This window comes from Streptomyces sp. NPDC056347 (assembly GCF_042262625.1).
Classification (GTDB): domain Bacteria; phylum Actinomycetota; class Actinomycetes; order Streptomycetales; family Streptomycetaceae; genus Streptomyces.
In genome coordinates this window covers 1-13,401 of sequence record NZ_JBHJQP010000031.1, presented here as the reverse complement: position 1 = coordinate 13,401, position 13,401 = coordinate 1, and the positions used below count along the sequence as shown (strand labels likewise).

Sequence of the window (13,401 nt, the reverse complement as noted above, 5' to 3'; positions counted from 1 at the left end):
GATCAGCCCTCGCCCAGCAGCTTGCCGTCCGCGGTCTCGAACTGCTGCTTGAAGGAGGCGATCGCGTCGGCGATCGACTGCAGCGTGTCGTCGGACATCTTGCCGCCCTCGCGGATGCTGGTCAGGAGGTCCTTGCGCTCGCGGCGCAGGTACTCCAGCAGCTCGCCCTCGAAGCGGCGGATGTCCTGGACCGGGACGTCGTCCATCTTGCCGGTGGTGCCGGCCCAGACGGAGACGACCTGCTCCTCGACGGGCATCGGCTGGTACTGGCCCTGCTTCAGCAGCTCGACCATGCGCTTACCGCGCTCCAGCGACGCCTTCGAGGCCGCGTCCAGGTCGGAACCGAAGGCGGCGAACGCCTCCAGCTCGCGGTACTGGGCGAGGTCCACGCGGAGTCGGCCGGAGACCTGCTTCATGGCCTTGTGCTGGGCGGAACCACCCACGCGGGAGACCGAGATACCGACGTTCAGGGCCGGGCGCTGACCGGCGTTGAACAGGTCGGACTCCAGGAAGCACTGGCCGTCGGTGATGGAGATGACGTTGGTCGGGATGAACGCCGACACGTCGTTGGCCTTCGTCTCGACGATCGGGAGACCCGTCATCGAACCGGCGCCCATGTCGTCGGAGAGCTTGGCGCAGCGCTCCAGCAGACGCGAGTGGAGGTAGAAGACGTCGCCCGGGTAGGCCTCGCGGCCCGGCGGGCGGCGCAGCAGAAGCGACACGGCGCGGTAGGCGTCGGCCTGCTTCGAGAGGTCGTCGAAGATGATCAGGACGTGCTTGCCCTGGTACATCCAGTGCTGGCCGATGGCCGAACCGGTGTACGGCGCGAGGTACTTGAAGCCGGCCGGGTCGGACGCCGGGGCGGCGACGATGGTCGTGTACTCCAGTGCACCGGCCTCTTCGAGGGCACCGCGCACCGAGGCGATGGTGGAGCCCTTCTGACCGATGGCGACGTAGATGCAGCGCACCTGCTTGTTCACGTCGCCCGAGCGCCAGTTGTCGCGCTGGTTGATGATCGTGTCGACGGCCAGAGCGGTCTTGCCGGTCTGACGGTCACCAATGATCAGCTGACGCTGGCCGCGGCCGATCGGCACCATGGCGTCGACGGCCTTGTAGCCGGTCTGCATCGGCTCGTGCACCGACTTGCGGACCATGACGCCAGGGGCCTGCAGCTCAAGGGCGCGGCGGCTGTCGGTCGCGATCTCGCCGAGACCGTCGATCGGGTTGCCGAGCGGGTCGACGACGCGGCCGAGGTAGCCCTCGCCGACGCCGACGGAGAGCACCTCGCCGGTGCGCTGCACCGACTGGCCCTCCTCGATACCGCTGAACTCGCCGAGGACGATCGCACCGATCTCGCGCTCCTCGAGGTTGAGGGCGAGACCGAGGGTGCCGTCCTCGAACTTCAGCAGCTCGTTCGCCATGGCCGAGGGAAGACCCTCGACCTTCGCGATGCCGTCGCCGGCAACGCTGACCGTACCGACCTCCTCGCGCGAGGCCGCGTCCGGCTTGTACGACTGGACAAAGTTCTCCAGCGCGTCCCGGATCTCCTCCGGCCGGATCGTGAGCTCCGCCATCTGGGTTCCCTGCTCTCCTTGTTGGGCCCGAAGTTTCTTAAGGGGGTCTGGGGGCCGACCCCCAGGAATCTTCTGCAATTTCTGCACGGCCCAACCGGGCCGCTGGTCTTGCTCTGTTCTGTTGCTGCGCGGCGTCGGTCAGCCGGCCATACGACGGGACGCCTCGTCGAGGCGGTCCGCGATGGTGCCGTTGATGACCTCGTCACCGACCTGCACCGCGATCCCGCCGAGGACCGTCGGGTCCACGTCGAGGTTCAGGTGCATCTGGCGTCCGTAGATCTTCGCCAGCGCGGCGCCGAGGCGCTGCTTCTGCTGATCGCTCAGCGGCACCGCCGACGTCACGACCGCGACCATGCGCTCCCGGCGGTCCGCGGCCAGCTTGGAAAGGGACTCCAGTCCCTCTTCCAGGCTACGTCCGCGCGGCTGGGTGACAAGCCGCGTGACGACGCGCTCGGTGGTGGCCCTGGCCTTGCCGCCGAGCAGGCTGTGCAGCAGCTGGCCCTTGGCGGAGGCGGACGCCGACCGGTCGGTCAGCGCGGCGCGCAGTGCCTTGTCGGACGCGACGATCCGGCCGAACCGGAACAGCTCGTCCTCGACGTCGTCGAGGTCTCCGCTGCGCTGGGCCGCGGTGAGGTCGGCGGTGTTCGCCAGCTCCTCGACCGCGTCGACCAGGTCGCGCGACTGCGACCAGCGGGAGCGGACCATGCCGGAGACCAGGTCGACGGTCTCGCCGCCCACCTGACCGCGCAGCAGCCGTCCGGCCAGCTCCGCCCGGGCCTCGCCGGGCTGCGACGGGTCGGTCAGGACCCGCCGCAGGGAGACCTCGCGGTGGAGCAGCCCCGTCACGGCGGCCAGCTCCTCGGCGAGCTTCGTCGCGTCGACCGACGTGTTGTCGGTCAGCGCGTCGAGGGACTCACGTGCGGCAGCCAGTGCCTCGCGGCTCGCTCCGTTCATCGGACAGCCTCGGCCTTCGCCTCGAGCTCGTCGAGGAATCGGTCGACGGTGCCGCTCTGCCGGGCGTAGTCCTCCAGGGACTCACCGACGAGCTTGCCGGCCAGGTCGGTGGCGAGCTTGCCCACGTCCTGACGCAGCGCGGAGGCCGCGGCCTTGCGGTCGGCCTCGATCTGGGCGTGACCGGCAGCGATGATCTCTTCGCGCTGCCGCTGGCCCTCGGCCCGCATCTCCTGCAGGATCACGGCGCCCTGCTCCTGCGCCTCCTGGCGCAGGCGCGCGGCCTCGTGGCGGGCCTCGGCGAGCTGAGCCTTGTACTGCTCGAGCACGCTCTGGGCTTCGGTCTGGGCCGCATCGGCCTTTTCGATACCGCCTTCGATGGCCTCGCGGCGCTCTTCCAGAACCTTGTTGATGTTCGGGAGGAGCTTCTTGGCGAGGAAGCCGAAGACGATGACGAAGGCGATCAGACCGATGACGAGCTCAGGGATCGGCGGAATGAGGGGGTTTTCCACCTCGGCTTCGGCCGCGAGCTGAACCAGGGGGTTCACATCAGTGCCTTTCGTCGGAACGGACTAGTCGCGGTTCGTCAGCTGTAGACGAACGGCATGACCAGACCGATGAGGGCGAGCGCCTCACAGAAGGCGAAGCCGAGGATCTGGTTGGCGCGGATCAGGCCGGCAGCTTCGGGCTGACGGGCGAGCGCCTGGGTGCCGTTACCGAAGATGATGCCGACGCCGACGCCGGGGCCAATGGCGGCCAGGCCATAACCGACGGAGCTGAGGGAACCGGTGACGGCGGCAAGGGTCTGGGACATGCCAGTTCTTCCTTCTCTTTCACGGACCGGTGGGGGTTGGCCACCGGACGACTGGGGGTAAGGGAGGCGCGATCAGTGGTGCTCGGCGACAGCGCCCTGGATGAAGGCGCACGCCAGGAGCACGAAGACGTACGCCTGAACAGCCTGGATGAACAGCTCGAAGGCGGTCATCACGATGACCATCACGAACGAGACGCCCGCGTAGGCGATACCGATGCCGTTGAGCAGGTACCAGCTCGCGATGGTGAAGAGCAGCAGCAGCGTGTGACCGGCGAACATGTTCGCGAAGAGTCGGACCGCGTGCGTGAAGGGCCGGACCAGGACGTTCGAGAAGAACTCGATGACCATGACCAGCGGGAGCACCGGGCCGAGCGACTTGTCGTAGCCCGTCAGGTTCTTGAAGCCACCGACGAAGCCGTGGCGCTTGAACGTGATGCTCATCCAGAGGATGTAGACGATCGCAGCCAGCCCTGCCGGGTAGGCGATGACCGACGTCACCGGGAACTGGGCGAGCGGGATGATCGACCAGAGGTTCATCATCCACACGAAGAAGAAGATCGAGACCATCAGCGGGACGTACTTCTCGCCCTCGCGCTTCCCGAGCGTCTCGTAGACGATGCCGCGGCGCACGAAGTCGTACCCGGCCTCGGCGACCATCTGCAGCTTGCCCGGAACGACCTTCGGCTTACGGAAGGCGGCCCAGAAGAAGCCGACGATGATGACCGTACCGAGGAGCGCCAGCAGCATCGTCTTGTTGAAGTAGATGTTGCTGTCCGCGTCACCGAAGATCGGCTCGAACAGGAATGAGTGCAGGCCAGGACCCGGGAAACCACAACCGGAGAAGATGTGGCAATCGGTCTCGAAGGCGAGCACCTGTGTCGGGTCAGCACTCACCGCGGGCTCCTTCAGCGTGGCGCATAGGTACGGCAACCTCGTTGTGTCGGCGCGGCGCGAAGCCGCGGTTCGGCACTGGACTGGTGTTACGGATGTGTGAGCGGCAGTCAGGCATTGAGCCTCGCGATCGAGCAGGCGTCAGCTCACATGCCCGCGCCCGCAATGCCGCAGTTGGAACCGGACGATAGCAGGGTCTTGAACCTGCGCTTATCCCGCCCCTACCCTTCACGACTTCGAGCCCGTGTTCTTGGGCTTTTCCGCCTTGTCGGACTCGGGCTCGACGTAAAGGATCTTGGCCTTCATGTGTGCACGCGTCTGCGCGCCGATCCACACGAGGGTCATCGCCACCAGGGTGATCGCGAATGCCTTCGGGTTGAACAGCGTCGTGTTCTTGAATGCGGCCACGAAGATGAACATCAGGAGAAGCTGAGCCGTGTAAAGCATCAGCCCCATGGCCTGGAAGAGGTGGGGCAGGGACCTCGCGGTCCGCTGCAGGACGAGCAGCCCGATCCCCATGAAGAGGATCACCACGAGCGTCGCCACGAGTGCGCCCAGGGCTCCCTTGCCGCCCGCGACACCAGCACTGATCGCGACGGCGACAGCGCCGGCGGCAGCAGTGGGTACGGCGGCTTGGAGGAGAGTCCGGGCGTCGTTGGACGGCATGGCGGCAGCTCCGCTTGCAGGGGGTGGGCAGTGTGTCGTCATGGACGAGCGTAGGCCCGGGGCGGGACGATGGCCTCGGGCCGATGAACCGTTTCTACTCAAGTCCTTCGGCCCCGCCACCAGGCTTCGTGAACGGTATCACAAACTATTTGGTGAGGCCTTTACTCGGAACGTGTGCTTACTGTCACACGTGAGGATGAAGTTGCGCATGTGAGCGAGACAACCCATATCGCTGTCTGCTATTGCCCCGAACTGCCCTGATTCTCAGCGCGCGCTTTCGGCCTTGTTTCTGTCCGAAAGACGCGAACGGGGGCCTATGGCGGTCGCTCCGTTGACGCCCGACACCCCCACGACGACCGGGGTGCGCTCCTGCCTCTCGGGCTCCGTGCGCCCCACGTGACCCGTCCGCTCCCCCGGCCCCTCGGGGCCCGTCGCGACGGTCGACGGGGGTTCCGTACCGGAAGCCCCTCCTCCGGCGCGACGGTGGCGGTAACGGGGCGGAACGAAGCGTTCCGCCCAGTACGGCGCCCGCGGGGTGAACCGCGGCATCAGCAGCAGGACGAGCCCGATCGTGCTCATCCCCATGATGACCAGGACGATCCACAACGACGTCGAGTGCACCGAGTAGCCGACCGCCCCGAAGGCGATCAGGGCCGACCAGAAGTACATGATCAGCACGGACCGGCTGTGCGAGTGGCCGATCTCCAGCAGCCGGTGGTGCAGATGGCCCCGGTCGGCCGCGAACGGCGACTGCCCGTTCCAGGTACGGCGCACGATCGCCAGCACCAGGTCCGCGGCCGGGATCGCGATGATCGTCAGCGGCAGCAGCAGCGGGATGAAGACCGGCAGCATCGCGTGGGTGGCCTCGCGCTCACTGCCCGCGAAGAGCTTCATCGTGTCCGGGTCGACCTGCCCCGTGACGGAGATCGCCCCGGCCGCCAGCACCAGGCCGATCAGCATCGAGCCCGAGTCGCCCATGAAGATCCGGGCCGGGTGCATGTTGTGCGGCAGGAAGCCCAGGCACATGCCCATCAGGATCACCGCGAAGAGCGTCGCCGGGGCCGCCGCCTCGATCATGTGCCCGTACCAGAGCCGGTACGTGTACAGGAAGAACGCCGCCGCCGCGATGCACACCATGCCCGCCGCGAGCCCGTCGAGCCCGTCGACGAAGTTGACCGCGTTGATGGTGATGACGACCAGCGCGACCGTGAGCAGCGTGCCCTGCCACTGGGTGAGCGCGACGGTGCCCACGCCGGGGATCGGCAGCCACAGGATCGTCAGACCCTGCAGGACCATGACGGCGGCGGCGATCATCTGCCCGCCGAGCTTGATCAGGGCGTCGATCTCGAACTTGTCGTCGAGCACACCGATCAGCCAGATCAGCGCGGCCCCGGAGAGCAGCGCACGCGGTTCGGTGGAGAGCTGGAAGACCCATTCGAGGTTGTGGAGATGGGCCGCGACGATCAGCCCGGCGCAGAGCCCGCCGAACATGGCGATGCCGCCGAGCCGCGGAGTGGGCTCCCGGTGGACGTCGCGCGCACGGATCGCGGGCATCGCTCCGACCGCGATGGCGAACTTACGCACCGGACCGGTCAGCAGATACGTCACCGCGGCCGTGACGCAGAGCGTCAGCAGGTAATCACGCACGGGCTGCCCCAACAGATTTCGCCGGCCATCTCAGCCCACACCCTAAACCGTCCGGGCTCCCCGGACGGCCGCGCTGCACAGGCCTCACCATCAAGGACACCACGCCCGGGCCGGCCGGTTCCGCACCGCGGAACCCCACCGTCCGTCACCCCCGGGTCACCCCGGGTAGGGCGGATGTTCCGCGGCCAGTGCGTGGATCTCGGCGCGGACGTCGCCCTCCTCGCGCACCGCCTGCCCGAGGAGCACCGCCAGCCGTGCCATGTCGGCGTCGTCCATGCCCTGGGTGGTGACGGCCGCCGTGCCGAGCCGGATGCCCCGGGTGTCCCCGTACGGCAGCGCGCAGGTGTCCAGCACCACACCGGCCGCCGCCAGCCGGGCCCGGGCGGTGGGTCCGTCGACGCCCAGCGGGGCCGGGTCCGCGACGATCAGGTGGGTGTCCGTACCGCCCGTGGTGACGTCGAAGCCCTCCGCCTCCAGGCCGGCCGCCAGCACCCGGGCGTGCGCGATCACCCGATGGGCGTACGCGGTGAACGCCGGGGTGGCCGCCTCCCCGAACGCGACGGCCTTCGCCGCGACGGTGTGCATCTGGGCGCCGCCCTGGGTGAACGGGAAGACCGCCCGGTCGATCCGCTCCGCCAGTTCCGCGCCGCACAGCAGCATCCCGCCGCGCGGCCCGCGCAGCACCTTGTGCGTGGTCGCGCAGACCACGTCGGCGTACGGCACCGGGCTGGGCGCCGCTCCCCCGGCGATCAGGCCCATCGGATGCGCGGAGTCGGCGATGAAGTACGCGCCCACCTCATCGGCGATCTCCCGGAACCGCTCGTAGTCGGGATGGCGGGGGTAGGAGATGGAGCCGCTCACGATCGCCTTGGGCCGGTGGGCGCGGGCCAGGGCGCGGACCTGTTCGTAGTCGATCAGGCCGCTCTCGGAGTCCACCCCGTAGCCGACGAACTCGAACCAGCGGCCGGAGAAGTTGGCGGGCGAGCCGTGGGTGAGGTGTCCGCCGTACGCCAGTCCCATGGCGAGCACCGTGTCGCCGGGGCGCAGCAGCGCGGCGTACGCGGCGAGGACCGCGGAGGAGCCGGAGTGCGGCTGGACGTTGGCGTGCTCGGCGCCGAAGAGGGCGGTGGCGCGGCGGCAGGCGATGCGTTCGGCGGCGTCCGCCTGCTCGCAGCCGCCGTGGTGGCGGGCGCCGGGGTAGCCCTCGGCGTACTTGTTGGCGAGCGGGGAGCCCAGGGCGGCGAGGACCGCGGGCGAGGTGAAGTTCTCGGCGGCGGTCAGCTGCAGGGTGCCGGACTGGCGGTGCAGCTCGGCCAGGAGCACGGCGGCGATCTCCGGATCGTCCCGGAGCAGGGCGGCGGGGTCCTGGGGCAGGGCCGGGCCGGACGGGGGTGCGGCGGGGGTGGTGACCGGCATCGGGATGCTCCGGGCCTGGAGGGGGCGCTGGCGTCAGCTCCCAATGTAGGCCGGGGGCGGCTCTCCTGCCCGCTGTACGGCGCCGGGGCGCACCGGTCGGCCCCGAGGGCCCGCCGTGGTCGCTCCGCCCGTCGTGGCGGCGCGGGCGGCGTTGCGCTCAGTGCGGCGCGGGAACGCCGGTCAGGGCGGTGAGGACCGGGTCGAGGGCCTGGTTGATCTCGTCGCCGATGGACCGGAAGAAGGTGATCGGGGCGCCGTACGGGTCGTGGACCTCGTCGGCCTCGACGGTGGGGGCCAGCAGCCAGCCGCGCAGCGCGGCGGCGGCGCGGACCAGCGCGCGGGCGCGCTCGACAACGCCTTCGTCGAGCGGGTCGGGCAGGGTGGCGGGGTCTATCGCCCGGACCAGCCGGGTGAATTCCTTGAGGGTGAAGGTCCGCAGACCGGCCGAGTGACCCATCGAGATCACCTGCGCGCGGTGGTCGCGGGTGGCGGTGAGCACCAGGTCGGCGCGGATCACGTGCTCGTCGAGCAGCTCGCGGCCGACGAAGCCGGTGGTGTCGGCGCCGAAGTCGGCCAGCACGATCTCGGCGTTCGCCTCCATGGGCGCGCCCTCGTGGCCCCAGGTGCCCGCGCTCTCCACGATCAGCCCGCCGCCCAGCGGATCGCCGAGGCGGTCCACCAGGGCATGCCGGGTCAGCCGCTCGGTGATCGGTGAGCGGCAGACGTTGCCGGTGCTGACGTGGAGGATGCGGAAAGCGTCGGACCGCCCCGCTATGCCACGCCCCTCAGGGGCGGTCAATTGGCCACCTCGAGGTCGGGTACCACCTTGCGCAGCTCGTCGGCGGAGACCGCTCCGGCGCGCAGCAGCACGGGGACCTTGCTGGTGACGTCGACGATCGACGAGGGCACGATGCCGGGCGTCGGCCCGCCGTCCAGGTAGACGGAGACGGAGTCGCCGAGCATCTCCTGGGCGGCGTCGCAGTTCTCGGGGGCCGGGTGGCCGGTGAGGTTGGCACTGGAGACGGCCATCGGGCCGACCTCCGTGAGCAGCTCGATGGCGACCGGGTGCAGCGGCATCCGGATGGCGACGGTGCCGCGGGTGTCGCCGAGGTCCCACTGGAGCGAGGGCTGGTGCTTGGCGACGAGTGTGAGGGCGCCGGGCCAGAAGGCGTCGACGAGCTCCCAGGCCTGCTCGGAGAAGTCGGTGACCAGTCCGTGCAGGGTGTTCGGGGAGCCGATCAGCACGGGGGTGGGCATGTTCCGGCCGCGGCCCTTGGCCGCCAGCAGGTCGGCGACGCCCTCGGAGCTGAAGGCGTCCGCGCCGATTCCGTACACCGTGTCGGTGGGCAGCACGACCAGTTCGCCGCGGCGGACGGCCGACGCGGCCTCACGCAGGCCCGTCGTGCGGTCGGTCGCGTCGTTGCAGTCGTATCGCCGAGCCATCAGCCGGCCTCCTCAAGCGTGTACGGGTATGACGGGTGGGGCGGGTACGGGTGCGGGGCGCGGCCGCCGGTCACGGCAGGGCCTTGCGGGCCGTGGCGAACCGCGGCCGGTTGTTCAGGTCGGGGTGGTCGGCCGCGTCGGCCCAGCCGCGTTCCTCGGCGAAGATCCACGGCACCTGGCCGCCCTGGGTGTCGGCGTGCTCGATGACGACGAGGCCGCCGGGGCGCAGCAGACGGTGCGCGGTGCGCTCGATGCCGCGGATGGTGTCGAGGCCGTCCTCGCCGGAGAACAGGGCCATCTCGGGGTCGTGGTCGCGGGCCTCGGGCGCCACGTACTCCCACTCGGTGAGCGGGATGTACGGGGGGTTGGAGATGACCAGGTCGACCTGGCCGTCCAGCTCGGGCAGGGCGGTCAGCGCGTCGCCCTGGTGGACGGTGACGCGGGAGCCGTCGGCGTTCTTCCGGGTCCAGACGAGGGCGTCGTCGGAGAGCTCGACGGCGTGCACCCGCGAGCGGGGCACCTCCTGGGCGATGGCCAGCGCGATGGCGCCGGAGCCGCTGCACAGGTCGACGACGACGGGTTCGACCACGTCCATCGCGCGCACCGCGTCTATCGCCCAGCCGACGACCGACTCGGTCTCCGGGCGGGGGACGAAGACACCGGGGCCGACCTGGAGCTCCAGGTAGCGGAAGAAGGCGCGGCCGGTGATGTGCTGGAGGGGTTCGCGGGCCTCGCGGCGGGCGATGGCCTCCCAGTAGCGGGCGTCGAAGTCCGCGTCCGGCACCCGGTGCAGCTCGCCCCGCTTGACGCCGTGGACGAACGCGGCGAGTTCCTCCGCGTCGAATCGCGGCGAGGGCACACCGGCGTCGGCCAGCCGCTGGGTGGCCTGGGCCACCTCGGCGAGCAGCAGGTTCATCGCGGTTCTCCGTACGGTCTACGGGCGGGCGGGGCGGTCTCGGCTCACGCGGCGGCGAGCTTGGCGGCGGAGTCGGCGTCGACGCACGCCTGGATCACTGCGTCCAGGTCGCCGTCGAGCACCTGGTCCAAGTTGTACGCCTTGAAGCCGACGCGGTGGTCCGAGATCCGGTTCTCCGGGAAGTTGTACGTGCGGATCTTCTCGGACCGGTCGACCGTGCGCACCTGGCTGCGGCGTACGTCGGAGGCCTCCTGCTCGGCGGCCTCCTGGGCGGCGGCGAGCAGGCGGGAGCGCAGGATGCGCATGGCCTGCTCCTTGTTCTGGAGCTGGCTCTTCTCGTTCTGGCAGGAGGCGACGACGCCGGTCGGCAGGTGGGTGATGCGGACGGCGGAGTCCGTGGTGTTGACGGACTGGCCGCCGGGGCCGGAGGAGCGGTAGACGTCGATGCGCAGGTCGTTGGCGTGGATCTCCACGTCGACCTCCTCGGCCTCGGGCGTGACGAGCACACCGGCGGCGGAGGTGTGGATGCGGCCCTGCGACTCGGTGGAGGGCACCCGCTGCACGCGGTGCACCCCGCCCTCGTACTTCATCCGGGCCCACACGCCCTGGCCGGGCTCGGTGGCGCCGTTGCCGCCCTTGGTCTTCACCGCGACCTGGACGTCCTTGTAGCCGCCCAGCTCGGACTCGGTGGAGTCGATGATCTCGGTCTTCCAGCCGACCCGCTCGGCGTAGCGCAGGTACATGCGCAGCAGGTCGCCGGCGAACAGGGCGGACTCGTCGCCGCCCGCGCCCGCCTTGATCTCCAGGAGCACGTCCTTGTCGTCGCTGGGGTCGCGCGGGACCAGGAGCAGCCGGAGCTTCTCGGTGAGCTCCTCGCGCTGCTTCTCCAGCTCCTTGACCTCGGCGGCGAAGTCGGGGTCGTCGGCGGCGAACTCGCGGGCCGTCTCGATGTCGTCGCCGGACTGCTTCCAGGAGCGGTACGTCGCGACGATCGGGGTCAGCTCGGCGTAGCGCTTGTTGAGCTTGCGCGCGTTGGCCTGGTCGGCGTGGACCGCCGGGTCCGCGAGCTGCTTCTCCAGATCGGCCTGCTCGCCGATCAGTTCCTCGACCGCCTCGAACATCTTCGGGCTCCTGTTTTCTTCACTCGGGCGTGCCTGCTGGACGGCGTGATTCCGGCCGGGCGGGGGTACGGGGACGGGCCCGGGCACCCCCGGCCGGAAAAAACGCCGGTCCCGACGCCCCCGGAAGAGGGCGCCAGGAACCGGCGCAGTGGCTCGCTACTTGCTGGCGGAGCCGGAAGCAGCCTTGCCGAAGCGGGCCTCGAAGCGGGCCACACGGCCACCGGTGTCGAGGATCTTCTGCTTGCCCGTGTAGAACGGGTGGCACTCGGAGCAGACGTCGGCGCGGATGGTGCCGCCCTCGATGGTGCTCCGGGTGGTGAACGACGCGCCACAGGTGCAGCTGACCTGCGTCTCGGCGTACTCGGGGTGGATGTCGCGCTTCAAGGGTTTCTCCTAGGTTCGGGAGGGCGCCGGGTCGCACGCGCGGATTGCGCGTCCGTGAACCGGGGCCGACGTACCAGTCTGCCAGGACCGGCCGTATCTCCCAAAACCGGGGGCGGTACGGAACTATTCCCCGGCCCCGGCAAGGGGTGCGGTCAGCGGACGACGCCGCCCGCGGCGCCCTTGTCGCCCGCCGAGTGCTCGGTGGCGGAGGCGGGGATCGCCCGGTCCTGGGCGAGTGCGGCCCAGACCTGTGCGGCGCCGGGCTCCAGCGGTACGACGCGGTTCGGGTCGGCGGGGTCGTACTCCACGGGCAGGGTGACCATGTGGACGTTCTTCGCTCCGAGGCCCTTGAGGCCGTTGGCGAAGGAGGTGAGCTCCTTCACCGAGCCGAGGTCGGAGTCGGTGGTGACGGTCCTGGTCGCGGTGTCCGCGAGGTCGAACAGGGTTTTCGGGTTGGAGAACACTCCGACGCTCTTGACCTGTTCCATCAGTGCCTTGATAAACGCCTGCTGGAGCTGGATGCGGCCGAGGTCGCTGCCGTCGCCGACGCTCTTGCGGGTGCGGACCAGGCCGAGCGACTGCTCGCCGTCGAGGGTGTGGGTGCCGGCGTCGAGCTTGAGGTGGCTCTTGGGGTCGTCGATCGGGGCGGTGGTGGTGATCTTCACGCCGCCCAGCTGGTCGATGAGCTTCTTGAAGCCGGTGAAGTCGACCTCGAGGTAGTGGTCCATGCGGATGCCGGACATGGCCTCGACGGTCTTGACCGCGCAGGCCGGTCCGCCGACCTCGTACGCGGTGTTGAACATCGCGCGCTGCTGGCCGGGGACGGTCTGCCCGGTGGTGTCGCCGACGCAGTCGGGGCGGGTGACGAGGGTGTCGCGCGGGATGGAGACGACGGAGGCCGTCCGGTGGCCCTTGTCGACGTGCAGGACCATCGCGGTGTCGGAGCGTGCGGTGCCCTCGTCGGCGCCGTACGCGGCGTTCGCGCCGGAGCGGGAGTCCGAGCCGAGCACGAGGATGTCCTGGGAGCCGTTGTCGACGTTGTCGGGGCGGTTCTTGCCCAGGGCCGCGTTGATGTCGACGGACTTCAGATTGCCGTCGAGCCTGAGGTACGCGTATCCCAGTCCGGCGCCGCCGACGACCACGGCTCCGGCCAGGGTCCAGGCGGCTATCACCGTCGCCCTGCGGCGGCGGGAGGGCTTCTTCCGGCGCTTGCCGGTGGGGCGTATTCGGCCGCCGCTCCCGTTCTGCTCGGTCATGGGTCTCCTTCGGTCCTCGGCCTTCCCCGGCTACCCCCAAGCAGCGGTGTACGGGTACGGAAACGTCAACAACACGGACTTGTCAGTACTTCGTGCGACGTCTTCCTACCAAAAAGGGTTGCACAGCCACCTGTTGCGTCCACGTGAGGACATAGCGGACTTCCGGCTCGCGCGGACACCCCGTGACCCCCCGCTCACCTGCGGTTTCTTGACCGGTACAGCCATCTCACCGACCCTTGGAGTCCACCCGCGATGTGGCAAAGGTCTCGGAACGGACACGGCGTACGACACAGGGCCGCCCCCGTCACCGAAGTGACGGGGG

14 protein-coding genes are annotated in these 13,401 nt (G+C 69.7%); all 14 read right to left on the bottom strand.

From position 1 onward, the window contains the following. Positions 1-2: 2 nt before the first annotated feature. The 14 genes from atpA to ACFCV8_RS10385 all read right to left on the bottom strand — a co-directional run bounded on the left by atpA (position 3) and on the right by ACFCV8_RS10385 (position 13,079). Entirely contained in the window at positions 3-1,574 is a 1,572-nt protein-coding gene (gene atpA, locus ACFCV8_RS10450) for a F0F1 ATP synthase subunit alpha (protein ID WP_376684896.1), read from the bottom strand. 138 nt (positions 1,575-1,712) lie between these two features. Further along, positions 1,713-2,528, bottom strand: coding sequence for a F0F1 ATP synthase subunit delta (locus tag ACFCV8_RS10445; RefSeq protein WP_376684895.1), 816 nt, complete (start codon positions 2,526-2,528; stop codon positions 1,713-1,715). Then, positions 2,525-3,073: a F0F1 ATP synthase subunit B gene (locus ACFCV8_RS10440; protein WP_376684894.1), complete on the bottom strand. Its 549-nt coding sequence runs from the start codon at positions 3,071-3,073 to the stop codon at positions 2,525-2,527. Before ACFCV8_RS10440 ends, ACFCV8_RS10445 begins: the two co-directional genes overlap by 4 nt. 38 nt (positions 3,074-3,111) lie before the next feature. After that, positions 3,112-3,339, bottom strand: a complete 228-nt coding sequence (atpE, locus tag ACFCV8_RS10435; RefSeq protein WP_030386954.1) for an ATP synthase F0 subunit C — start codon at positions 3,337-3,339, stop codon at positions 3,112-3,114. 72 nt (positions 3,340-3,411) lie between these two features. Beyond that, positions 3,412-4,248: a F0F1 ATP synthase subunit A gene (atpB, locus tag ACFCV8_RS10430; protein WP_376684930.1), complete on the bottom strand. Its 837-nt coding sequence runs from the start codon at positions 4,246-4,248 to the stop codon at positions 3,412-3,414. Positions 4,249-4,458: 210 nt separating this feature from the next. After that, positions 4,459-4,896: a hypothetical protein gene (locus ACFCV8_RS10425; RefSeq protein WP_376684893.1), complete on the bottom strand. Its 438-nt coding sequence runs from the start codon at positions 4,894-4,896 to the stop codon at positions 4,459-4,461. Between the two features lie 264 nt (positions 4,897-5,160). After that, complete coding sequence (locus ACFCV8_RS10420; RefSeq protein WP_376684892.1) at positions 5,161-6,555, bottom strand: MraY family glycosyltransferase; 1,395 nt, start codon at positions 6,553-6,555, stop codon at positions 5,161-5,163. A 144-nt stretch (positions 6,556-6,699) separates the two neighbouring features. Beyond that, a complete protein-coding gene (gene glyA, locus ACFCV8_RS10415) occupies positions 6,700-7,959 on the bottom strand; it encodes a serine hydroxymethyltransferase (RefSeq protein ID WP_376684891.1) in 1,260 nt (419 codons plus the stop codon). A gap of 157 nt (positions 7,960-8,116) precedes the next feature. After that, on the bottom strand, positions 8,117-8,758 hold the full coding sequence (locus tag ACFCV8_RS10410) for a protein-tyrosine-phosphatase (protein ID WP_376684890.1): 642 nt from the start codon (positions 8,756-8,758) through the stop codon (positions 8,117-8,119). After that, on the bottom strand, positions 8,755-9,402 hold the full coding sequence (locus ACFCV8_RS10405; RefSeq protein ID WP_376684889.1) for an L-threonylcarbamoyladenylate synthase: 648 nt from the start codon (positions 9,400-9,402) through the stop codon (positions 8,755-8,757). Before ACFCV8_RS10405 ends, ACFCV8_RS10410 begins: the two co-directional genes overlap by 4 nt. 70 nt (positions 9,403-9,472) lie before the next feature. After that, complete coding sequence (prmC, locus tag ACFCV8_RS10400) at positions 9,473-10,318, bottom strand: peptide chain release factor N(5)-glutamine methyltransferase (RefSeq protein WP_376684888.1); 846 nt, start codon at positions 10,316-10,318, stop codon at positions 9,473-9,475. Positions 10,319-10,362: 44 nt separating this feature from the next. Continuing rightward, on the bottom strand, positions 10,363-11,439 hold the full coding sequence (prfA, locus tag ACFCV8_RS10395) for a peptide chain release factor 1 (protein ID WP_376684887.1): 1,077 nt from the start codon (positions 11,437-11,439) through the stop codon (positions 10,363-10,365). A 156-nt stretch (positions 11,440-11,595) separates the two neighbouring features. After that, entirely contained in the window at positions 11,596-11,823 is a 228-nt protein-coding gene (gene rpmE / locus ACFCV8_RS10390; protein WP_376684886.1) for a 50S ribosomal protein L31, read from the bottom strand. A gap of 152 nt (positions 11,824-11,975) precedes the next feature. After that, positions 11,976-13,079 (bottom strand): LCP family protein, encoded by a 1,104-nt coding sequence (locus ACFCV8_RS10385; protein ID WP_376684885.1) that lies wholly within the window; start codon positions 13,077-13,079, stop codon positions 11,976-11,978. Positions 13,080-13,401: the final 322 nt, after the last annotated feature.